The following is a 22,508-nucleotide window of genomic DNA, read 5'->3' as shown; positions in this document are numbered from 1 at the left end:
GGTGCAGGGCCATGTCGATGCGCTTCATCCGGACGGGCGATGAGCCCCTGCACGCGCGCAGCCCGCTGCGGCTGCGGTTCTGGCTCGCCGCATGGGGCCTGCTCTGGACGCTCGGCGGCACGGTGGCCTTCGTGGTCGCGGGGCGGCCCGGCTGGGCGGCGGCCTGCGCGGTGCTCACCGCCATCACCCTCACCGATCTCGCCCTGGTCATCCGGCACATCCGGCAGGGGCCGCACTACCAGCCCGGACGGGACGTACCGCCGTACGCACCGGTCAGGGGGCGCGGCCGGTGGATGGCCGGGAACCACGGACGGGATGTACGGGGTCACCGAGGGTGAGACCCGCGGCCTCCCCCGCTCCTGTCCTCGTCCGTGTCCTCGTTCTCGTTCTCGTCCCCGTCCCGGTACCCGTCCCTGGAGAGCTACTCCCCCGCGCTCCGCTCGCCCCGCTCGCCGAACCGCGCCGCCTCGACGAAGTCCGGGCGCGGGTCGAGCGCCGCCGCCAGCCGGAAGTGGCGGGTGGCCTCCTCGGGCCGGTTGGCCCGCTCCAGGGTGCGGCCCAGCGCGAAGTGCGCGAAGGCGTTGTCCGGCTCACGCTCCAGCACCAACTGGAACTCCAGCTCCGCCGAGCGCAGCTGGGCCGCGCCGAAGAAGGCGCGTGCCCGCAGCAGCCGGGCCGCGGTGTTCTCCGGATGGGCGTTGATCACAGAGTCGAGCAGCTTGACGGCGCCGCGCGGGTCGCGGGCGGCGAGCAGTTGCTCCGCGGCGCGGAAGTCGATGACATGGGTCTCGGGCGTGGGCTGGGGCACGGCTGTTTCCTTCCCCTGGCACGGACAACGGATCGGCGACGGCGGAACGGCGACGGCAGTCGGTACGGGCAGCACAACAACCGCCCCGTCCACCTCATTCCCCGTCCGGCGCCTCGCCAGACCCGGTCAGCTCCCGGCCGCCCGCTCCATCAGCTCCGTCCAGACCGTGCGGACCTGCGGCTCCAGGGCCTCCAGCGGACCGTCGTTGTCGATGACCACATCGGCGACGGCCAGCCGCTCGGCCCGGGTCGCCTGTGCCGCCATCCGGGCCCGCGCCTCGTCCTCGGCCATACCGCGCAGCCGGACCAGCCGGTCGAGCTGGGTCTCGGGCGAGGCGTCCACGACCACCACGACGTCGTAGAGGGGTGCCAGGCCGTTCTCGGCGAGGAGCGGGACGTCATGGACCACCACGGCATCGGATCCGGCGGCCGCCTCGAGCTCGGCGGAGCGGTCGCGGACCAGCGGGTGCACGATCGCGTTCAGGGCGCGCAGCCGCTCGGGGTCGCTGAAGACGATCCCGCCCAGTTTGGGCCGGTCCAGGGTGCCGTCGGCGGTGAGCACCTCGGGCCCGAACTCCTCGACGACCGCGGCGAGTCCGGGCGTACCCGGCTCCACCACTTCACGAGCGATCCGGTCCGAGTCGATCAGCACCGCTCCGTACGAGGAGAGTATGCGTGACACTTCGCTCTTGCCCGCGCCGATTCCGCCCGTGAGCCCCAGCTTCAGCATGGGGCCACGCTATACGGGCCCCGGTCAGCCACCGCCCTCGCCCTCCCGCTCGGCGAGGAAGCGCTCGAACTCGGCGCCCAGTTCGTCCGCCGAGGGCAGCTCGGCCGGTTCGGCGACCAGATTGCCGCGGGTCTCGGCCCCGGCCACCGCGTCGTACTGGTGCTCAAGCCCCCGGACCAGCGCGACCAGTTCCTCATCGCCCTCCGAGATCTGCCGCTCGATCTCCTCCTGCGCCTTCAGCGCCTCGGTGCGCAGCGTGTGGGCGGCGCCCGGCAGCACCAGACCGGTGGCGGCGGTGACCGTCTCCAGCGCGGTGAGCGCCGCGTCCGGATAGGCGGAGCGGGCGAGGTAGTGCGGGACGTGCGCGGCGACGCCGAGCACATCATGGCCCGCCTGGACGAGCCGGTACTCGATGAGCGCAGCGGCGCTCCCGGGCACCTGGGCCTCGTCGAACACCCCGCGGTGGCCGGGCGTCAGATCGGTGCGGTTGCCGTGCGGGGTGATCCCGACCGGCCGGGTGTGCGGAACGCCCATGGGGATGCCGTGGAAGTTCACCGCGAGGCGCACCCCGAGCCGCTCCACCAGCTGCCGCACGGCCGCCGCGAACCGCTCCCACTCCACATCCGGCTCCGGGCCGGTGAGCAGCAGGAAGGGCGCCGCGGTCGCGTCGCGCACCAGATGGAGCTCGATGACCGGGGTCTCGTAGTCGGTCCAGCGGTCGCGCTGGAAGGTCAACAGGGGGCGCCGGGCCCGGTAGTCGACCAGCCGGTCGTGGTCGAAGCGGGCGACGACCTGGTGCGGCAGTCCGTCCAGCAGCCGCTCGACGATCTGGTCACCGGTCTCCCCGGCGTCGATGTAGCCGTCGAAGTGGTAGAGCAGCACCAGCCCGGCCGAGTCCCGGGAGGCAATCGCGTCGACTTCCGCGAGCCCGCTCGACTCCCATGCGTACAAATCCTGCGGATCTAGCACCGTGACCGCTCCTCCTCGTGTTCCACCCCCAAGAACACCGAACAGGGGCGGGGACATTCCCGACCGGTCCCGAACTTCTTGCGCGGCCACCGCCGTTGTCCCCCGCCCGACCGATTCAGGTCGCGTACATGCCAGGCGGGGTTGACGCCCCGGTACGCGGACCCTATCTTCGCGAGCCGTCAGCGGTTCACTATGTCGTCCAATGTTCACTTATCAGAACCTGAAATGCACCTCTCGGGTACATCGGGTCCTCGAGCATTCCGGATCCCCCGGACCACGTCAGTGCGCGTCCCCTGGCCACGACAGGAAGGCAGCCCCCGTATGCAGCCACACGGCCCCTCCCGGTTACGCACCCTGGCCGGCGCCTGCGCCGCCGCCGTGATCGCCACCGGTGGACTGGTCGCGGCGGGCTCGATCCCACAGGAGGCCGCCGCGGTCACGGTGGCTCCGATTCCGGTCTCCGACGCACACGGGCTGAGGAACGCCCTGGCCGGCGCCCGGCCCGGCGATACGATCCGGCTCGCCGACGGGACCTATCGCGGCAGCTTCGAGATCACCGCGTCCGGCACCTCCGACTCACGGATCACCCTCACCGGCTCCTCCAGAGCCGTTCTCGCCGCGCGCCGCGGCTATGGGCTGCATCTGAACGGGGCCTCGTACTGGACGGTCAAGGGGATCACGGTCAGCGGCGGCCGGGAGGGCATCAGGATCGACAGCGCGGAGAGCATCACCGTCGACTCGGTGTCGGGTTCGGTCTCGGTCTCGGTGGGCGTCCGGCCGCACTCGCGAGCGGATGGCCCGGGGGGTGTGTGAGCACGCGGGCGAACGTGACGGCCGCGCGGCGTGTGGCCGCGTAGGCACGCGCAAGGCCCCCAGTCATGCGCAGAGCCCCTGGGCGCGCGAAGGCCCCCGGTCATGCGTAAGGCCCGCTCCCCGGCGGGGGGAACGGGCCTTACGCGACAATCAGGCGATCGAGCCGTCAGCCGGTGCGGTCGGTGGCGGGTCCGCCGCCGACCGCCTCAGCCGATGGTCAGCTCTGGCCGCCGGCCAGCTTCTCGCGGAGCGCGGCCAGGGCCTCGTCCGAGGCGAGGGCGCCGGAGTTGTCGGTCGACTCCGAGGAGTACGAACCGCCACCGGAGGTCTGCCCGCCCTGCGCCGGAGCGGCGGCGCCGGCTTCGGCGGCAGCCTGCTCGTCGGCCTCGCGGGACTTGATGACCTGCGCCTGGTGCTGCTCGAAGCGGGTCTGCGCCTCGGCGTACTGGCGCTCCCACTCCTCGCGCTGCTTCTCGTAGCCCTCGAGCCAGTCGTTGGCCTCGGGGTCGAAGCCCTCGGGGTAGATGTAGTTGCCCTGGTCGTCGTAGGACGCGGCCATGCCGTACAGGGTCGGGTCGAACTCGACCGCGGACGGGTCGGCACCGAAGGACTCGTTGGCCTGCTTCAGCGAGAGGCTGATGCGACGGCGCTCGAGGTCGATGTCGATGACCTTGACGAAGATCTCGTCGTTGACCTGGACGACCTGCTCCGGGATCTCCACGTGGCGCTCGGCCAGCTCGGAGATGTGGACCAGACCCTCGATGCCCTCGTCCACGCGGACGAACGCACCGAACGGAACGAGCTTGGTGACCTTACCCGGGACGACCTGACCGATCTGGTGGGTCCGGGCGAACTGCTGCCACGGGTCTTCCTGGGTCGCCTTGAGCGACAGGGAGACGCGCTCGCGGTCCATGTCGACATCCAGGACCTCGACCGTGACCTCCTGGCCGACCTCGACAACCTCGGACGGGTGGTCGATGTGCTTCCAGGACAGCTCGGAGACGTGGACCAGACCGTCGACGCCACCCAGGTCCACGAAGGCACCGAAGTTGACGATGGAGGAGACGACGCCGGAGCGCACCTGACCCTTCTGGAGGGTGGTGAGGAAGGTCTGGCGGACCTCGCTCTGGGTCTGCTCCAGCCAGGCACGGCGGGACAGGACCACGTTGTTGCGGTTCTTGTCCAGCTCGATGATCTTGGCCTCGAGCTCCTTGCCCACGTAGGGCTGGAGGTCGCGAACGCGGCGCATCTCCACCAGGGAGGCGGGGAGGAAGCCACGGAGGCCGATGTCGAGGATGAGACCACCCTTGACGACCTCGATGACGGTACCGGTGACGATCCCGTCCTCTTCCTTGATCTTCTCGATGGTGCCCCAGGCACGCTCGTACTGGGCGCGCTTCTTCGAGAGGATCAGGCGGCCTTCCTTGTCCTCCTTCTGGAGAACAAGGGCCTCGATCTCGTCGCCGACGGCCACGACCTCATTGGGGTCGACGTCGTGCTTGATCGACAGCTCGCGGGAAGGGATGACGCCTTCGGTCTTGTAACCGATGTCGAGCAGGACCTCGTCCCGGTCGACCTTCACGATGACGCCGTCGACGATGTCGCCGTCGTTGAAGTACTTGATCGTCTCGTCGATCGCGGCGAGGAAGGCTTCCTCGGAACCGATGTCGTTGACCGCCACCTGCGGAGTGGTGCGGGTTGCCTCGGTGCTGCTCGTCATGTGGGAATGGGCTCCGGTACGGACATTGAGTCGTAGGTACTGCTACGCCGGGGCCCTTATCGCACTGCCGAAGCCGGACAGCCTTGGAGGCGACCTTTCCGAGGATTTCGAAAAGCGCCTCGACAACCGAGGGGACATACAACAGATGCGAGCGCGGCCTGCTCCGTCCGAGGCGCGCAAGCCCGCAGCGCAACTTGTAGCATACGGGGGCAGCCGGGCATGGTCAATGCACGAAGAGCACACGTGGGGCTTATCGCCCCCAACCCGGCAATTTGCATGGTCCGTACTGCGACGCGGTCACCACCGTGCCCCGCAGCCACAGGTCGATACAGAGAGTACGACGACGCGCGCGATGGTCCAAGAACACGAGCCCAGCGGCCACCTCGGGACAGCGGCGGACGGGTCCGCGGACCGGGCCCACCAGACGGACGCGGCGGAGCCGACGGCCACCCGGCGGACCGCCGGCGACACGGAGAGCAGCCGGGCGAGCCGCGGGTGGTGGGACCGCAACGCGGACGAGTACCAGGAGGAGCACGGCGGCTTCCTCGGCGACGATCGCTTCATATGGGGCCCGGAAGGGCTCGACGAGGCCGAGGCCGGACTGCTCGGCCCGGCGGACCGGCTGACGGGACTGGACATCCTGGAGGTGGGAGCGGGCGCCGCGCAGTGCGCGCGCTGGCTGGCGGCGCAGGGCGCCCGGCCGGTCGCCCTCGACCTCTCGTACCAGCAGCTCCGGCACGCCCGGCGGATCGACGCGGAGGACCGGGCGCGGGGCGGCACGGCAGGGCGGGAGCCGGTGGTCCTGGTCCAGGCCGACGCCACGGCGCTCCCCTTCCGGGACGGCTCCTTCGACCTGGCCTGCTCGGCCTACGGGGCGGTGCCGTTCGTCGCCGATCCGGTGCGGCTGATGCGGGAGGTCCACCGGGTGCTGCGGCCGGGCGCGCGCTGGATCTTCTCGGTGACGCATCCGATCCGCTGGGCGTTCCCCGACGAGCCGGGGCCCGAGGGACTGTCCGTCGCCGCCTCCTACTTCGACCGCACGCCCTATGTGGAACAGGACGAGCAGGGCCGCGCCGTCTATGTGGAACACCACCGCACTCTTGGTGACCGGGTACGGGACGTGGTGGCCGCCGGTTTCCGGCTGATCGATCTCGTTGAACCGGAATGGCCCGACTGGAATCACCAGGAGTGGGGCGGCTGGTCCCCGCTGCGCGGCGGGCTCATCCCGGGCACCGCCGTCTTCGTCTGCGAGCGGGACCGGGCCGCCCGGTGACCCATCGCTCCGGCACCGCGGACTCCGAGACCGCCGACACCGCCGACGCCGCCTTGGAGCGCCTTCCCGTACGTGAAGCCCTGCCGACTCTGCTGCGCGCCCTCGACGAGCGGGGTGCGGCGGTGCTGTGCGCGCCGCCGGGCACCGGCAAGACCACCTTGGTGCCGCTGGTGCTCGCCGGTCTGGTGGGTGACGGGCAGCCGGTGCGGCGGGTGCTGGTCGCCGAGCCGCGGCGGATCGCGGCCCGTGCCGCGGCACGGCGGATGGCGTGGCTGCTGGGCGAGCGGGTCGGCGGACGGGTGGGCTTCACGGTGCGCGGGGAGCGGCAGGCGGGCCGCGAAACCGTGGTCGAGGTGGTCACCACCGGTGTGCTGCTGCAACGGCTGCAACGTGATCAGGAGCTGGCCGGGGTCGACGTGGTCGTCCTCGACGAATGCCATGAACGCCATCTGGACGCCGATACGGCCGCCGCCTTCCTGCTGGACGTCCGCGCGGCGCTCCGCCCGGAACTGCGGCTGGTCGCGGCGTCGGCCACCACGGACGCGGAGGGCTGGGCGCGGCTGCTCGGGGACGGCGGCGAGGGCGGGGCTGACGGGGCCACCGCGCCCGTCGTATCGGCCCCCGGTGTGTCACACCCTGTGGAGGTCGTATGGGCGCCACCGGCCCGCCCGGTACGCCCGCCGCACGGGATGCGGGTGGACCCCGCCCTGCTGGAGCATGTCGCGTCGGTGGTGCGACGGGCACTGCGCGAGCGCGAGGGCGATGTGCTGTGCTTCCTGCCGGGCGTCGGGGAGATCGCGCGGGTGGCCGGGATGCTGGGCGGCCTCGACGGGGCCGAGGTGCTCCAGGTGCACGGGCGGGCCCCGGCCGCCGTCCAGGAGGCGGTGCTCGCCGGGGCGGACGGCGGCCCGCGGCGGGTGGTGCTCGCGACCTCCGTCGCCGAGTCCAGCCTGACCGTGCCGGGCGTACGGGTGGTGGTGGACTGCGGGCTGGCCCGCGAACCGCGGATGGACCACGCGCGGGGCCTGAGCGCGCTGACGACCGTACGCGCCTCCCGTGCCGCCGCCCGCCAGCGCGCGGGCCGTGCGGGACGCGAGGCGCCGGGCACGGTCTACCGCTGCTGGCCGGAGGCGGAGGACGCCCGGCTGCCGCGCTTCCCGTCCCCGGAGATCGCCGGGGCGGATCTGACGGCCTTCGCACTGCAAGCGGCGTGCTGGGGCGACCCGGACGCGTCCGGCCTCGGCCTGCTCGACCCGCCGCCCGCCGGGGCGATGACGGCCGCGCGGGAGGTGCTGACCGCGATCGGCGCCGTGGACGCGGCCGGACGGGCCACCGAACGCGGCACCCGGATGGCCCGGCTGGGCCTCCACCCCCGGCTGGCGCGGGCGCTGCTGGACGGCGCGCGGGAGGTGGGCGCGCGCCGGGCGGCCGAGGTGGTGGCGCTGCTCAGCGAGGAACCGCCGCGGGAGTACGGCGACGATCTGGCGGGCGCCTGGCGTACGGCCCGCCGTGGCGGCGACCCCTACGCCTCCCGCTGGCGGCAGGAGGTCCGTCGGCTGGAACGCGCCGTGACGGCGGGCGGCACCGGGCCCGGCCCCTCGGCGGCCGCCCCGCTCGGCGCGGACGGCGACGCGAAGGACGGCGACGCGAAGGGGGCAGAGGCGAAGGGGGGCGACGCGAAAGGGGGCCCGGCAGCCGACCGCGGGCGGCGGACCGGTGCGGGCGCCCGGAGCGATGACGCGGTGGCGGGGCTGGTGGCCGCGCTGGCGTTTCCCGAGCGGGTGGCCCGGCGGCGCGGGGAGCGGGCGTATCTGATGGCGGCGGGGACAGGCGCCGAGCTGGGCGAGGGATCACGGCTCGGCGGATCGGCCTGGCTCGCCGTGGCCGTCGCCGACCGGCCGGTGACCTCCGCCTCCGCGCGGGTGCGGCTCGCGGCCGTGACCGACGAGGACACCGCGCGGGCCGCTGCCGCGGCGCTGGGCTCGGACGGCGAGGAGGTGCGCTGGGCCGAGGGCGACGTTCTCGCGCGACGGGTGTCGCGGCTCGGCGCGATCGAGCTGGTGGCCCGCCCGCTGACCGCCCCCGATCCGGAGCTGGTGCGGGACGCCCTGCTGGAGGGGTTGCGCCGGGAAGGCCCGGGGCTGCTGCGCTGGTCATCCGGCGCGATATCGCTACGGCAGCGGTTGGCCTTTCTGCACCGGGAGTTGGGCGCCCCCTGGCCGGACGTCTCCGACGCGGCGCTGCTGGAGCGGGCGGACGACTGGCTCGGCGTGGAACTTGGCCGGGCGCGCAGACGGGCCGATCTGGAGCGGGTGGACGCCGGGCAGGCACTGTCCCGGCTGCTGCCGTGGGCCACGGGGGACGCGGGGCGCCTCGATGAGCTGGCGCCGGAGCGGATCGAGGTGCCGAGCGGGTCACGGGTGCGGGTCGACTACGGCGAGGGCCAGCCGGTGCTGGCGGTGAAGCTCCAGGAGTTGTTCGGCCGGCAGGAGACCCCGCGGATCGCGGGCGGACGGGTGCCGCTGCTGGTGCATCTGCTGTCCCCGGCGGGACGTCCGGCGGCGGTCACCGCCGATCTGGCGTCCTTCTGGAAGGACGGCTACCGCTCCGTGCGGGCGGAGTTGCGCGGTCGGTACCCCAAGCATCCATGGCCCGAGGACCCGGCCACGGCCGAGCCCACCCGCCGCACCAACCCCCGCCGCTGAGCGGCGGGTACACGGCAGTCCGGCGGGCATCCGCGCCCGTGCGCCGGACCGCCGACACCGGGCGGGCGCCCCCGCTGCGGACGGTGGGCCGCCGCGCCGCGCACGCGCGGCGTCAGTCGGCCCAGCCGCGGAGGCGGCGTGCGGTTTCGCTCAGGCGGAACCGGGCGGACTTCCTTATGTCGCGGACCAGTTTGACCATGGCGCCCGGTGGTGGGGTGATCCGTTCTCCGGACTCCTCCATGTACATCTGCGCACAGGCCGCGCCGATCGTGGCGTTGTAGTCGGAGAACGGTTCCAGGATCAGCGAGGTGTGCAGAAACGTGGCGGCGCGGGCGGCGGCCTCCTCGTAATACGGCTCGCCCGCGAAGCGTTCGTAGCGGTGCCGTTCGGTCATGCAGTGCAGCGCGCCCCAGTCCCGCACCGGTGTGTTCACCGGGGAGACCGCGACTTGGACGTTCAGCACCCAGCCGGCATCGACGTAGAGGATCACCGCATGCCTTGCGGGAACTCCCGCTCGAATTCGGGCTTGTACTCCAGGGCGAACCGCACGGCGCCCTCGACAAAACGCTGCTTCTGCCGCCGCCGGACCACGTCCTCGGTCAGTATGTCGTGCGCCAGCCGCTTGATCGCGACGCCCTTCTCCTTGGCCTCCGCACGCAGCTCGGCCAGCTCCTGCTCGGTGAATTCAATCGTGATGCCCGGCATGGGCGGAATGCTAGCCATGCTCCTACCCTGATCACTACCGGCTTCGCTACCTCGAGCGAATACCCGGACGGGAGTTGACGACCCGGCGCCGCCACGGCCACCCGCCCGCCGCTACGAGGAGCCGCTGACCACCGGCTCGGCAGCCGACGTCCCGGCCGCGGCGGGCGGTCGCGGGCGGCGGCTGCGGGCCTCCAGCCACAGGGCGAGGGCGAACAGCCCGGCTCCGAGGGTGAGCAGACCCCACGGCAGATAGCTGGTCATCAGGAGGACCAGCCGCCGTTGGGAGGAGACCAGGTCCACGGTGTGTTTGATGTAGTCCTCGCGCATCTTCACATGGCCGGAGAAGACGGTCACCTTGTCCCGGCCGCCCAGCAGGGTGCCACCGCGCAGCTCCTCGCGGTGGATCTCCTCACCGTTGACGGGCGCGCCGGTGGTGGGTTCGACCCAGAACATGCGCTTGGTGGTGTACCAGCGGGAGGTTCCGGCCTTGTGGACCGCCTCGGGGGTGACGCCGTCGACAGGCATGGTCTTGGGCAGCGGCACCTTGGTCCAGGGGATGGTCTGCTCGAAGTAGTAGACCTCCAGCCCGCGGAAGGTGCGGGTGCCCTTGTAGTGGATGGGGGCGGAGGTGCGGGTCTGGGCGTCGAAGTAGCGGTAGTCGCGCTTCTCGGTGAGGAACGGCCATTTGAACTCGATGCCGTCGCGGCGCACCGCGTCCCCGTCGACGTGTTCACCACCGGAGTGCACCGGGTCCTGGGAGTGGGCGTCGAAGACATAGCGCTCGGGGATCCGGGAGACCATCTTCCCGTCGGGCCCCTGGAGGTAGGTCAGGGCGTCCCAGACCACCACATCGCGTCCGGTGGTCCGGCCGACCTTCTCGGCCGCCGTCACGTTTCCGCGCAAGGTCTGCACGATGGTGACCTTGGGGACCTTGCGGGGTTTCATGGTGCCGTAGTCGATGAGGGTGGCGGGGGCGGCTTCGAGGACGGCCGTCTGGTACTCGTCGGGCGGGATCTTGGCCAGCCGGGGGAACGCGTACCAGCGCAGCAGTGGTGAGAGGGCGGCGCAGAACACGGCGAAGGCGAGCAGCACCAGGCTGGCTGTGCGGCGCATGGTGGTCCGCCTCCCTCAGGGGTGTTCGGGGACGGTGGTGAGCAGGGGCTTGGGGGAGGTTTCGCCGCTGGGGCCGCCGATGGCGCTCACGGTGAGAACGAGCGCGAGGGCGGCGGTGAGCCCGATCGCGGCGGCTGCGATGGCACGCATGCTGGGCCTCCCGTTGTTCGGGGGGTGACGAGCTTGGATCTGACGTGGTGTCAGTTTCAAGGTTCGGTGCACCGTAGCAACGGGCGGCGCAGATGAGAACAGAACGGCGGGAACGAGGAGCGGCGAAAACACCGCACCGCCCCCGGGCCCGTGGGGCCCGGGGGCGGTGCGGATGCGCTACGCGGCCTTCCGGCCGCCGACCGTCAGGACGCGGCGGCCTGGGTGACCGTCAGCTCCACGGTGAGCACCGCGCCGTCGGCCGTGGTCAGCCGGAGCAGATAGCTGCCCGCGTGCTCGCCGGCGAGGATCTTGGGCAAGGTGAGCTGCCCCAGGGCGTTGGTCTTCAGCCCGGTCAGGGTGCGGACCGGCTTGCCCTTCTCGTCCAGGAAGTAGGGGCCCTTGTCGTTCTCCACGGGCTTCGCGGGATCCGCGGTGACCATGGTGGCGGTGACCGGCACACCCGCCGCGACCTTGCCCTTGTAGGTGGCTTTGACGGTGAGCGGATCGGCGAACGTGCCACCGGTCTCGGCCGTGAGCGCCTTGTCGTCGATCCGGGCCAGGACGTCGGCCTTCGGAGTGGGGCGGGCCTTGACGGTGGCCTTGAACTCGACCGGGGTCAGCCTCTTCCCCTCGACGGTGGCGCGCACGGTGAAGGAACCGGTCTGCTCGCCCGCGGTGAGCTTGGGCGCGGTGGCGGTGCCGTCGGAACCGGTGGGCACCACGGCGGACTTGACCAGACCGGCGAAGCGAGCGCCTGTCTCCCCGCGGATCTCGTACCGGATCTTCGCCTTGGCCACCGGCTTGCCCTTGGCGTCCACTGCGCGGACGCGGGGCAGCGTGGCGAACTCGGCGCCCGCGGTGGCGGACAGCTCCTTCGCACCGACGGAGGCGAGGGCGGCGGGCACGCTGGGCGTGGGGGTCTGGGGCGGCTTCGGCGAGGGAGTGCCGGGCGTCCCACCGCCGTGCGACGGAGGCTTGGGGCTGTCGGTGGGGTCGGGCTTGGGGAGGGTCCGCGGACGGCCGTGCTCGTTGCCCGTGCCGTTCCCGCCGCCGTGGCCGTTGTGCGAGCCGTTGCCGCCGGTGCCCGGCCCGGAGCCGCCCGAGCGGTTGTCCGAGGGCAGCACTCCGGTGCCGTCGGGCACCTCATGGGTGCCGCGCTTGTAGTACTCCAACCACGACAGGACCGTGTTCAGATACTCCTGCGAGTGGTTGTAGCCGAGGATCGCCTGGTGCAGATGGTGCTCGGTGGACAGGTCCCGGCCGCCCGCGCACAGGTAGTTTCCGGCGGCGAGGGCGGCGTCGTAGATGTTGTTGGGGTCGCGCTCGCCGTCCTTGTTGCCGTCCCGGCCCCAGCCGGCCCAGGTCGACGGGATGAACTGCATGGGGCCGACGGCCCGGTCATGCGTGGCGTCCCCGTCGAAGGCCCCGCCGTCGGTGTCCTTGATCATGGCGAAGCCATTGCCGTTGAGCACCGGGCCGAGGATGGGCTTGAGGGTGGTGCCCTCAGCGTCCACATTGCCGCCTCGGGCCTGACCGGACTCGACCTTGCCGATCGCGGCCAGCAGTTGCCAGGGCAGATTGCAGCCGGGGCGGGAGTCCTTGAGAGCGGCCTCCGCCTTCTTGTACGCGTCGAGGACGGTCGCGGGGATACCCGCCTCGGCCTTGGCGCCACCGCCGGGGATACCGGGCAGATCGGCCGAGTGGCCCGGTTTGCCGGGCGTCTTCAGCGGTGGCAGATCGGTGTGGTACGACGAACCGCCGTCAATGGGGGTGTCGTCCACCGCCGGTGAATCGCTGGCCGTCTGCTCCTGATTGCGGTCCCGGTCGCCGTGGTCCGAACTGCTGGCGAATCCCGGTGCCTGCGATGCGGTGAGGGCGGCCATCGCGGCCGCCGCCACCGCTGTCGTGGCCGCCCCCTTGCGCAATCTCCGGCCGATAAGCGGTGCCATCCGTGTGTCCCTCCCGTCGGACATCATGCGCTCCCCCGCGCGTCAACCCTGGTGACACTACGGCAACTTATAGCCCGCAGCCAGCGATGCACACCGCACTTCAGGGCTTCGCCGAGCTCTTCTGGTAAGGGTTGCCTTAGTGGGCGGCCGATTCCCAATCCGCGCCGGAACCGACGGATACGTCCAGCGGGGCGCGGAGTTGGAAGGCGTGCGCCATCTCCCGGCGCACCAGCTCCTCGACCCGCTCCCGCTCACCGGGGGCGACTTCGAGCACGATTTCGTCGTGGACCTGCAACAACATCCGCGACGAGAGTTTCTCCCGCGTCAACGCCGCGTCCACCTTGAGCATCGCGATCTTCACGATGTCGGCGGCGGTGCCCTGGATCGGGGCGTTGAGCGCCATCCGCTCGGCCATCTCGCGGCGCTGGCGGTTGTCGCTGGTGAGGTCGGGCAGATAGCGGCGGCGGCCGAGCATGGTCTCGGTGTAGCCGGTGGCCCTCGCCTCCTCCACGACGCGCTGGAGGTAGTCGCGCACTCCGCCGAACCGCTCGAAGAAGTTCTCCATCAGCTTGCGGGCCTCGTCCGGGGTGATGCCCAGCTGCTGGGAGAGGCCGAACGCCGACAGGCCGTACGCCAGACCGTAGGACATCGCCTTGATCTTGCGGCGCATCTCCGGGTCCACCTCGGACTTGGCGACGCCGAAGACCTGGGAGGCGACGGTGGTGTGCAGATCCTCGCCGGAGGTGAACGCCTCGATCAGGCCCTCGTCCTCGGAGAGATGGGCCATGACCCGCAGCTCGATCTGGCTGTAGTCGGCGGTCATCAGGGACTCGAAGCCCTCGCCCACCACAAAGCCGCGCCGGATGGCCCGGCCCTCGTCGGTGCGCACCGGGATGTTCTGGAGGTTGGGGTCGGTGGAGGACAGCCGTCCGGTGGCGGCCACCGTCTGGTTGAAGCTGGTGTGGATCCGGCCGCCGGGCGCGATGGTCTTGATCAGCCCCTCGACGGTGGAGCGCAGCCGGGCCTGCTCACGGTGGCGCAGCATGATCACCGGGAGTTCGTGGTCGGTCTGCGCGGCCAGCCAGGCGAGCGCGTCGGCGTCGGTGGTGTAACCGGTCTTGGTCTTCTTGGTCTTGGGCAGGCCCAGCTCACCGAAGAACACTTCCTGGAGCTGCTTGGGCGAGCCGAGGTTGAACTCATGGCCCACCGCGGCGTGGGCCTCCTTCACGGCCTGCTGCACGGCGGCCGCGAACTGCTGCTCCATGCGGTCCAGCCAGGCCCGGTCGGCGGCGATGCCCGCGCGCTCCATCCGGGCCAGCAGCTCGGAGATGGGCAGCTCCACATCGTGCAGCAGCCCGGCGGCGCCGACGGCCTCGAGCCGCTCGCCGAACGCCTCGCCGAGGTCGAGGATGGTCCGCGCCTTGATCATCAGGGCGTCCTGCTCGGCCTCGTCGTCGGTGCCGAAGGCGAGCTGTCCACTGTCCGCGGCGGCGGCCGGGGACAGCTCACGGCCCAGGTACTCCACCGACAGCGCGTCCAGCTCGAAGGAGCGACGGCCGGGCTTGACCAGATAGGCGGCGAGGGCGGTGTCCATGCGCACGCCCGCGACGGACCAGCCGTGCTCGGCGAAGACCCGCATGAGCCCCTTGGCGTTGTGCATCACCTTGGGGCGGCCGGTGTCGGCGAGCCAGTCGGCGAAGGCGCGCTCATCGGCCTCGTCAAGACGCGCGGGGTCGAAGCAGACGGCCGGTCCCTCCGCGGTGGCCAGCGCGATCTCGCTGACGCTGCCGCTGCCCAGGGCCCAGCTGTCGACGGTGGCCAGACCCAGCGCCGCGCCGCCGTGGGTCTCCAGCCAGGGGGCGAGCTCGCCCGCGGCCAGCGTGACGCCGTCGACCTCGACACCGGGGCCCGCGGCTGGCGGCTCCTCCTCGGCGGCGCCGGGATCGACGGCCATGAGGCGGTCGCGGAAGTTCTGGTGGCGGAACTCCAGGGCGTCCAGCATCACCGAGAGCGCTTCCCTGTTGTAGGGGCTGCGCTTGAGACCGTCCGGGCCGGTGCCCAGCTCCACATCCCGCACCAGCTCGGTGAGCTGCCGGTTGAGCTTGACGGCCTCGAGGTGGTCACGGAGCTTGTCGCCGACCTTCCCCTTGACCTCGTCGACCCGGTCCACCAGCTCCTGGAAGGAGCCGAACTGGTTGATCCACTTCGCCGCGGTCTTCTCGCCGACACCCGGGATACCGGGGAGGTTGTCCGACGGGTCGCCGCGCAGCGCCGCGAAGTCCGGGTACTGGGCGGGGGTGAGGCCGTACTTCTCCTGGACCTTCTCCGGCGTGAAGCGGGTCAGCTCGGAGACGCCCTTGGTCGGGTAGAGGACGGTGACATGGTCGCTGACCAGCTGGAAGGAGTCACGGTCGCCGGTGACGATCAGCACCTCGAAACCCTCGGCCTCGGCCTGGGTGGCAAGGGTGGCGATGACATCGTCGGCCTCGAAGCCGTCGACCGCGAAGCGGGTGACGCTCATGGCGTCGAGCAGCTCGCCGATCAGCTCGACCTGGCCCTTGAACTCGTCCGGCGACTTGGAGCGGTTCGCCTTGTAGTCGGTGAACTGCTCGGAGCGCCAGGTCTTGCGCGAGACATCGAAGGCCACCGCCAGGTGCGTGGGCCGCTCATCACGCAGCGTGTTCGCCAGCATCGAGGTGAAGCCGTAGATCGCGTTGGTGGTCTGGCCGGTTGTTGTGTTGAAGTTCTCCGCCGGCAGCGCGAAGAACGCCCGGTAAGCCAGGGAATGCCCGTCCAGCAGGAGCAGGCGGGGACGGTCCTCCCCCGTGCGGTCGGGCGCGGGCGCTGCGGTCTTCTTCGATGCTTTCTCTGCCACGTCCCCGATCCTGCCACGCCTCACTGACAATGCTTCCCGCCCCGGCACCGGACCGGCGGACGGAACCGGTGGACGAGAACAGCGTGCGGGACAGCGGAGAAGAAGAAAGGGAAGGAGCGGAAGAAGAGGAAGAAGAGGAAGAAGGGGGGAAGGGGAGAAGGGGAGAAGGGGACGGGGAGAGAAAGGATCAAGGGAGACCGCCCGGTCCCGGATGTCGGTACCCCATGACAGGATCGGTGCCAGCAGATCCCTGCGCAGGACGCGCACCGCCGAACTCAAAGGGGAGCGACATGGCAGCCAAGCCGCCCACAGGCGATCCCGTCCAGGACGCGCCGGAGGTCACGCCGCCAAAGCACTCGGCCGTCGGTCTGCCCGCCGTCGGCCACTCCCTGCGTATCGCTCACCAGCAGATGGGGGTGCGCCGCACCGCGCTCACCCTCCTCCGGGTCAACCAGAAGGACGGTTTCGACTGTCCGGGTTGCGCCTGGCCGGAGCCGGAGAAGCGGCACAAGGCCGAGTTCTGTGAGAACGGCGCGAAGGCCGTCGCCGAAGAGGCCACGCTGCGCCGGGTCACCCCCGAGTTCTTCGCCGCCCACCCGGTGGCCGACCTCGCCACCCGCAGTGGTTACTGGCTCGGTCAGCAGGGGCGGCTCACCCACCCCATGTATCTGCCCGAGGGCGCCACCTCCTACGAGCCGGTCTCCTGGGACCGCGCCTTCGGCATCATCGCCGAGGAACTGGGCGCCCTGTCCTCCCCCGACGAGGCCGTCTTCTACACCTCGGGCCGCACCAGCAACGAGGCGGCCTTCCTCTACCAGCTCTTCGCCCGCGAGTTCGGCACCAACAACCTGCCGGACTGCTCCAATATGTGCCATGAGTCCTCGGGCTCGGCGCTCACCGAGACCCTCGGCGTCGGCAAGGGCAGTGTGCTGCTGGAGGACCTCTACAAGTCCGACCTGATCGTCGTGGCCGGGCAGAACCCGGGCACCAACCATCCGCGGATGCTCGCCGCGCTGGAGAAGGCCAAGGCCAACGGCGCGAAGATCATCTCGATCAACCCGCTGCCCGAAGCGGGTCTGGAGCGGTTCAAGAACCCGCAGACCCCGCGCGGTCTCACCACCGGTGTCGCGCTCACCGATCTCTTCCTCCAGATCAGGCTCGGCGGTGACCAGGCCCTCTTCCGCCTGCTCAACCGGCTGATACTGGAGACCGAGGGCGCGGTCGACGAGGAGTTCGTCCGCGAGCACACCCATGGCTTCGAGGAGTTCGCCACCGCGGCCCGCGCCGCCGACTGGGACGAGACGCTGCGCGCCACCGGTCTGGACCGCGCCGAGATCGACCGCGCGCTGCGTATGGTCCTGGACTCCAAGCGCACCATCGTCTGCTGGGCGATGGGGCTCACCCAGCACAAGCACTCGGTGCCCACCATCCGGGAAGTGGTCAACTTCCTGCTGCTGCGCGGCAACGTGGGCCGTCCCGGCGCCGGAGTGTGCCCGGTGCGCGGCCACAGCAATGTGCAGGGCGACCGCACCATGGGCATTTTCGAGCGGCCCGCCCCGGCCTTCCTGGACGCCCTGGAGCGCGAGTTCGGCTTCGCGCCGCCGCGTGAGCACGGCTTCGACGTGGTCCGCGCCATCCGCGCGCTGCGCGACGGCCAGGCCAAGGTCTTCTTCGCCATGGGCGGCAACTTCGTGGCGGCATCGCCCGACACCGAGGTCACCGAGGACGCCATGCGCACCGCGCGGCTGACCGTCCATGTCTCCACCAAGCTCAACCGCTCGCATGTGGTCACCGGAGCCCGGGCGCTGATCCTGCCCGCCCTCGGCCGTACCGAGCGGGACGTCCAGGCCGGCGGTCCGCAGTTCGTCACCGTCGAGGACTCCATGGGCATGGTGCACGCCTCGCGCGGGCGCCTGGAGCCCGCGGGGCCCCAGCTGCTCTCCGAGCCCGCGATCGTCGCCCGGCTGGCCCGCCGGGTGCTGGGGCCCGGCAGCCGCACCCCCTGGGAGGAGTTCGAGAAGGACTACGCCTCGATCCGGGACCGCATCGCCGCCGTGATCCCGGGTTTCGAGGACTTCAACGCCAGGGTGAGCGACCCCTCCGGCTTCGCCCTGCCGCACGCCCCGCGCGACACCCGCACCTTCCCCACCACCACCGGCAAGGCCAACTTCACCGCCGCCCCGGTGGAGTACCCGGAGCTGCCCGAGGGCCGTCTGCTGCTCCAGACCCTCCGCTCCCACGATCAGTACAACACCACGATCTACGGCCTGGACGACCGCTACCGCGGGATCAAGAACGGCCGCCGGGTGGTGCTGATCCACCCCGAGGACGCCCGGGAGCTGGGGTTCGCCGACGGCTCCTACGCCGATCTGATCAGCGAGTGGACCGACGGCAGCGAGCGGCGCGCGACCGGCTTCCGCGTGGTCCACTACCCGACCGCGCGCGGCTGCGCCGCCTCCTACTACCCGGAGACCAATGTCCTGGTGCCGCTGGACGCCACCGCCGACACCAGCAACACCCCGGCCAGCAAGTCGGTGGTGATCCGTATGACCCGGAGCGACCCGATGGAACAGGGCGACCCGGCCTAAGCGTTTGCTCAGTCACCTGATAGGAAGAGGGCGACAACCAGCACACGAACGGAGCCGGTCCATGGGCGAGCAGTCCAGCGTGAAGTTCCCGCAAGAGGTCATCGACGAGTACGCGGCGCTCGGCGTCGACCTTCCCGCGCTGTTCTCCGCCGGCCACCTCGGCACCCGCATGGGTGTGCAGATCCGGGAGGCCTCCGTCGAGCGCGTGGTGGGCACCATGCCCGTGGAGGGCAACACCCAGCCGTACGGACTGCTGCACGGCGGCGCCTCCGCGGTGCTGGCCGAGACCCTCGGCTCGATCGGCTCGATGCTCCACGGCGGCAGCGGTCGGATCGCGGTCGGGGTGGACCTCAACTGCACCCATCACCGGGGGGCCCGCTCCGGTCTGGTCACCGGGGTCGCCACCCCCGTCCACCGCGGCCGCTCCACCGCCACCTACGAGATCGTGATCAGCGATGAGCAGGACCGCCGGGTGTGCACCGCCCGGCTGACCTGTCTGCTGCGCGAGGTCGGCGAGGCCGGACGGGCCAAGACGATCGCCGACGTCCAGGACGCTAAGGAGCGCGCCGCCCAGTGACGCCCTGACCGGTGGTGCGGCCCGGTGATGCGACCCGGTGGTGCGGCCCTCTTGGGCCCGAGGGCGCCTCTTCGCCCGAGGGCGCCCGGGACCGCACCACCGGCTGTTCGTGCGTGCACGGCCGTTGCCTCCCCCTCGGGCGCGGTCTAACGTTTTTCCATGAGGGCGTCGACCCACGTGCGCACGGTCCGTGCCGCACCGGAGTTGAGCACGCGTCAGCCGAAGCGGCGCCGTGCGCCCGCGAAGAGCCACGCCCGCCGCCGGAACAGCCATGCCCGCCGCCATGAGAACCGGCAGCCACCGCGATGAGCGGCATCGGCCCGGTCGAACCGGCCGCCCCCGGCAGCGATCCGCAACCCCTGACCCCCGTCACCGAGGCGTTCACCGACGGCCCTGCCCCCGAAACCCTCACCGGCCGCGCCGGTGACCGCGACGCCCCCGGCGTGTACGGGCGTTGGGCGGCGCTGCCCCGGCGCACACGCCGTATCGTCCTCGTCCTCACCGGTGTCGTCGCCGCCATCACTATGGGCTGCTATTTCCTGCTGAACCAACCCGCACCGCCCGCACCCCCGCCACCCCCGTGGCCCGCCCAGGCCGTCGAGGTGAGCTATGCGGGCACAACTGGCCTGAGGAGTGCGGCAGACGAGGGTGTCTTCGCATTCCGGATCCGCGTCTCCGCGATCCGGAACACCGCTGTGACCGTGGACAACATCGCCCAGCCGTATCCCGCGTTGACCCTCACCACCAGCCCTCGCACCCCCATCACGGTCCGGAGCGGGGCCAGTCGACAGCTCACGGTGCGCATCTCGGTGCGGCGCTGTTCGGGGATTCCGCTCGGGGTCGAACTGCCTCCGCTCGACATCACACTCCGTAACATTCGCGCAATGCAGAACCAGACTTTTCTGTTCGGCGACGCCTACGCAAATGATCTTTCCACCGCGCTGCGTGCACACTGCTCCGCACATCGCGCGCGAGTTCCCCACACTCCTTAGCGGAACTGCAACTTCTCAGCATCCGGACCAAATATTTAGTCCGGTTTTGCCCGATTCGTTCTTTCTGTTCCGCTACACAGACGGAATCGGTGACACGCGTCATAACAAGACAGTCACATCATGGCCTGCACCTCTGCCCCCCGCGACATCCCACGCTTAGAGTCACAGCCAGTCACGACCCCGTCGGGTGTACGCCGCACCCGCACGGCTAGAACAGGTCCATTCGGCGAGGACACGGCACCCCCTGAGAAGAGTGCCGGGCCAGGAAAGGATTCCTCGTGCGACACCGTTCCTTGCTCATCATGACGACCGCGATCACTGCGGGAGCCCTCACCCTCAGCGCCTGCGGGTCGCGCGACGGCAAAGACAGCGGAGACAAGGGCGGCAAGACGACCGTGGTCATCGGTGTCGATGCCCCGCTGACCGGTTCGCTCTCCGCCCTCGGCCAGGGCATCAAGAACTCCGCCGACCTCGCGACGAAGATCGCCAACAAGAACAACGAGGTGGAGGGCGTGACCTTCAAGGTCAAGTCCTTCGACGACCAGGCCGTGCCGTCCTCCGGCAAGCAGAACGCCACCTCGATGGTCGACGACGAGGAGATCCTCGGCACCGTCGGCCCGCTGAACTCGGGCGTCGCCCAGTCCATGCAGGGCGTCTTCGACAAGGCCAACCTCGCGGAGGTCTCCCCCGCCAACACCAACCCGGCGCTGAGCCAGGGTGACAACTGGGCCTCGGGCAAGAAGGAGCGCCCGTTCAAGACCTACTTCCGCACCGCGACCACCGACATCATCCAGGGCCGGTTCGCCGCGCAGTACTTCTACAACGACGCCAAGAAGCGGAAGGTCTTCGTCGTCGACGACAAGCAGGCGTACGGCGCGGGTCTTGCCAAGATCTTCGCCGCCGAGTTCAAGCGGCTGGGCGGCAAGGTCGTCGGCACCGACCACCTGACCGTCAAGGAGACCGACTTCACCGGTATCGCCAACAAGGTCAAGTCCGCCAAGGCCGACTCGGTCTACTACGGTGGCCAGTTCCCCGAGGGCGGTCTGCTCTCCGACCAGGTCAAGCAGGCCGGTGCGAACGTCCCGATCATGGGCGGCGACGGTCTCTACGACCCCGCCTTCATCAAGGCGTCGGGCACCAGCAACGACGGTGACCTCGCGACCTCCGTGGGCTACCCGGTCGAGCAGCTGGACTCCGCCAAGACCTTCGTGAAGAACTACCAGGCCCAGGGCTACAAGGACCCGTACGGGGCCTACGGCGGCTACTCCTACGACGCCACCTGGTCGATCATCCAGGCCGTCAAGCAGGTCATGGCGGACAACGACGGCAAGCTCCCCGACGACGCCCGCGCCAAGATCACCGAGGCGCTCGGCAAGGTCTCGTTCGACGGCGTCACCGGCAAGGTCTCCTTCGACCAGTACGGCGACACCACCAACAAGCAGCTCACCGTCTACGAGGTCAAGAAGGGCGCCTGGAAGTCCGTGAAGAGCGCCACCTTCAAGGACTGACCCGCCAACTGCCCGCTCCTTCCCCCCAACGAACCGCGCGAGGGCGCACACCAGCGCCCTCGCGCGGCGTCTAATCCGACACGCTCATCGGAGGCCCTGCGGTGCACGAACTGCCGCAAACGCTGGTCAACGGCCTGACCCTCGGTGCTCTCTACGGCTTGATCGCCATCGGGTACACCATGGTCTACGGCATCGTCCAGCTCATCAACTTCGCCCATGGCGAGATCTTCATGATCGGGGGCTTCGGCGCCCTCACCATCTACATCTGGCTGCCCAGCGGCACCGCACTCTCCCTCGCCCTGCCGCTGATGCTCATCGGCGGAGTAGTCGCCTCGGTCGGCATCGCCACGGCGGCCGAACGCTTCGCCTACCGACCCCTGCGTGGCGGACCACGACTCGCACCACTCATCACCGCGATCGGCCTGTCCATCGCGTTGCAGCAGGCCGTCTGGGCGTTCTACCCGGACGCCAAGAAGCCCCGCAGCTTCCCGCAGTTCGAGGGCTCGTCCTTCGAGATCTTCAACAATCTGCACATCCAGCGCGGCGACGCGTTCCTGCTGATAGCCGCCCCGACGTGCATGCTCGCCCTGGGCCTGTTCGTCTCCAAGAGCCGGGCCGGCCGCGCCATGCAGGCCACCGCGCAGGACCCCGACACCGCCAAGCTCATGGGCATCAACACCGACCGCATCATCGTGATGGCCTTCGCCATCGGCGGTGCGTTCGCCGCCGTCGCCGCCCTCTCCCACGGGCTCAAGTACGGCCAGATCAACTTTGAGATGGGCTTCATCGCCGGTCTCAAGGCGTTCACCGCCGCCGTCCTCGGCGGCATCGGCAACATCTACGGCGCCATGCTCGGCGGTGTGGTCCTCGGTATCGCCGAGGCCCTCGCCATCAAGTACATCCAGGACATCCCCGGGATGGACCAGCTCGGCGGCGGTGCCTGGAAGGACGTCTGGGCGTTCGTCCTGCTCATCCTCGTGCTGCTGGTCAGACCACAGGGTCTGCTCGGCGAACGCGTAGCGGACCGGGCGTGA

19 protein-coding genes are annotated in these 22,508 nt (G+C 70.6%); 9 read left to right on the top strand and 10 right to left on the bottom strand.

Features of this window, described 5'->3' with window-relative positions; genetic code table 11:
* The first annotated feature begins 11 nt into the window (after positions 1 to 11).
* Entirely contained in the window at positions 12 to 338 is a 327-nt protein-coding gene (locus AC4BEG_RS26540; protein ID WP_490702255.1) for a DUF6343 family protein, read from the top strand.
* An 83-nt stretch (positions 339 to 421) separates the two neighbouring features.
* On the opposite strand, the gene AC4BEG_RS26535 is transcribed toward AC4BEG_RS26540, so the two are convergent.
* The 3 genes from AC4BEG_RS26535 to AC4BEG_RS26525 form a co-directional block, all read right to left on the bottom strand.
* Positions 422 to 808 (bottom strand): tetratricopeptide repeat protein, encoded by a 387-nt coding sequence (locus AC4BEG_RS26535; protein WP_490702254.1) that lies wholly within the window; start codon positions 806 to 808, stop codon positions 422 to 424.
* A gap of 126 nt (positions 809 to 934) precedes the next feature.
* Positions 935 to 1,537, bottom strand: a complete 603-nt coding sequence (gene coaE / locus AC4BEG_RS26530; protein ID WP_490702253.1) for a dephospho-CoA kinase — start codon at positions 1,535 to 1,537, stop codon at positions 935 to 937.
* Positions 1,538 to 1,561: 24 nt separating this feature from the next.
* Positions 1,562 to 2,506, bottom strand: coding sequence for a PAC2 family protein (locus tag AC4BEG_RS26525; protein WP_490702252.1), 945 nt, complete (start codon positions 2,504 to 2,506; stop codon positions 1,562 to 1,564).
* 321 nt (positions 2,507 to 2,827) lie between these two features.
* Between AC4BEG_RS26525 and AC4BEG_RS26520 the strand changes: the two genes are divergently transcribed.
* Positions 2,828 to 3,319, top strand: a complete 492-nt coding sequence (locus AC4BEG_RS26520) for a hypothetical protein (RefSeq protein ID WP_490702251.1) — start codon at positions 2,828 to 2,830, stop codon at positions 3,317 to 3,319.
* Between the two features lie 217 nt (positions 3,320 to 3,536).
* Here the strand turns inward: AC4BEG_RS26520 and rpsA are convergent, their stop codons facing one another.
* Positions 3,537 to 5,039, bottom strand: a complete 1,503-nt coding sequence (gene rpsA, locus AC4BEG_RS26515) for a 30S ribosomal protein S1 (protein ID WP_490702250.1) — start codon at positions 5,037 to 5,039, stop codon at positions 3,537 to 3,539.
* Positions 5,040 to 5,391: 352 nt separating this feature from the next.
* Here rpsA and AC4BEG_RS26510 point away from each other — a divergent pair, with 352 nt between their 5' ends.
* The gene (locus AC4BEG_RS26510; protein WP_490702249.1) at positions 5,392 to 6,312 is read left to right on the top strand and encodes a class I SAM-dependent methyltransferase; all 921 of its coding nucleotides are present in this window, start codon (positions 5,392 to 5,394) and stop codon (positions 6,310 to 6,312) included.
* Positions 6,309 to 9,017 (top strand): ATP-dependent RNA helicase, encoded by a 2,709-nt coding sequence (locus AC4BEG_RS26505; protein ID WP_490702248.1) that lies wholly within the window; start codon positions 6,309 to 6,311, stop codon positions 9,015 to 9,017. Before AC4BEG_RS26510 ends, AC4BEG_RS26505 begins: the two co-directional genes overlap by 4 nt.
* A gap of 112 nt (positions 9,018 to 9,129) precedes the next feature.
* On the opposite strand, the gene AC4BEG_RS26500 is transcribed toward AC4BEG_RS26505, so the two are convergent.
* From AC4BEG_RS26500 to polA, 6 genes are all read right to left on the bottom strand, one after another.
* A complete protein-coding gene (locus AC4BEG_RS26500; protein ID WP_201874211.1) occupies positions 9,130 to 9,507 on the bottom strand; it encodes a hypothetical protein in 378 nt (125 codons plus the stop codon).
* Positions 9,504 to 9,722 (bottom strand): hypothetical protein, encoded by a 219-nt coding sequence (locus tag AC4BEG_RS26495; protein WP_201874210.1) that lies wholly within the window; start codon positions 9,720 to 9,722, stop codon positions 9,504 to 9,506. The genes AC4BEG_RS26500 and AC4BEG_RS26495 overlap by 4 nt, the downstream gene beginning before the upstream one ends.
* 111 nt (positions 9,723 to 9,833) lie before the next feature.
* On the bottom strand, positions 9,834 to 10,835 hold the full coding sequence (gene pgfA, locus AC4BEG_RS26490; protein WP_490702247.1) for a cell envelope lipid trafficking protein PgfA: 1,002 nt from the start codon (positions 10,833 to 10,835) through the stop codon (positions 9,834 to 9,836).
* 15 nt (positions 10,836 to 10,850) lie between these two features.
* The gene (locus tag AC4BEG_RS26485; protein ID WP_490702246.1) at positions 10,851 to 10,985 is read right to left on the bottom strand and encodes an SPW_0924 family protein; all 135 of its coding nucleotides are present in this window, start codon (positions 10,983 to 10,985) and stop codon (positions 10,851 to 10,853) included.
* Positions 10,986 to 11,188: 203 nt separating this feature from the next.
* Positions 11,189 to 12,934, bottom strand: coding sequence for a lytic transglycosylase domain-containing protein (locus tag AC4BEG_RS26480; RefSeq protein WP_490702245.1), 1,746 nt, complete (start codon positions 12,932 to 12,934; stop codon positions 11,189 to 11,191).
* Positions 12,935 to 13,070: 136 nt separating this feature from the next.
* Positions 13,071 to 15,809 carry a DNA polymerase I gene (gene polA, locus AC4BEG_RS26475; protein ID WP_490702244.1) on the bottom strand — a complete coding sequence of 913 codons (2,739 nt, stop codon included), beginning with the start codon at positions 15,807 to 15,809 and terminating at the stop codon, positions 13,071 to 13,073.
* Between the two features lie 290 nt (positions 15,810 to 16,099).
* Here polA and AC4BEG_RS26470 point away from each other — a divergent pair, with 290 nt between their 5' ends.
* The 5 genes from AC4BEG_RS26470 (at position 16,100) to AC4BEG_RS26450 (ending at position 22,508) form a co-directional block, all read left to right on the top strand.
* Positions 16,100 to 18,397 carry an FdhF/YdeP family oxidoreductase gene (locus AC4BEG_RS26470; protein ID WP_490702243.1) on the top strand — a complete coding sequence of 766 codons (2,298 nt, stop codon included), beginning with the start codon at positions 16,100 to 16,102 and terminating at the stop codon, positions 18,395 to 18,397.
* 61 nt (positions 18,398 to 18,458) lie between these two features.
* A complete protein-coding gene (locus AC4BEG_RS26465; RefSeq protein ID WP_490702242.1) occupies positions 18,459 to 18,974 on the top strand; it encodes a hotdog fold thioesterase in 516 nt (171 codons plus the stop codon).
* 305 nt (positions 18,975 to 19,279) lie between these two features.
* Positions 19,280 to 19,966, top strand: coding sequence for a hypothetical protein (locus tag AC4BEG_RS26460; RefSeq protein WP_490702241.1), 687 nt, complete (start codon positions 19,280 to 19,282; stop codon positions 19,964 to 19,966).
* Between the two features lie 302 nt (positions 19,967 to 20,268).
* Positions 20,269 to 21,474, top strand: coding sequence for a branched-chain amino acid ABC transporter substrate-binding protein (locus tag AC4BEG_RS26455; protein WP_490702240.1), 1,206 nt, complete (start codon positions 20,269 to 20,271; stop codon positions 21,472 to 21,474).
* 101 nt (positions 21,475 to 21,575) lie between these two features.
* Complete coding sequence (locus AC4BEG_RS26450; protein WP_490702239.1) at positions 21,576 to 22,508, top strand: branched-chain amino acid ABC transporter permease; 933 nt, start codon at positions 21,576 to 21,578, stop codon at positions 22,506 to 22,508.

This window comes from Streptomyces sp. JLBJ103 (genome assembly GCF_058215575.1).
Note: the sequence above shows the minus strand (reverse complement) of the source record. Positions and strands in the feature narration are given on the sequence as shown.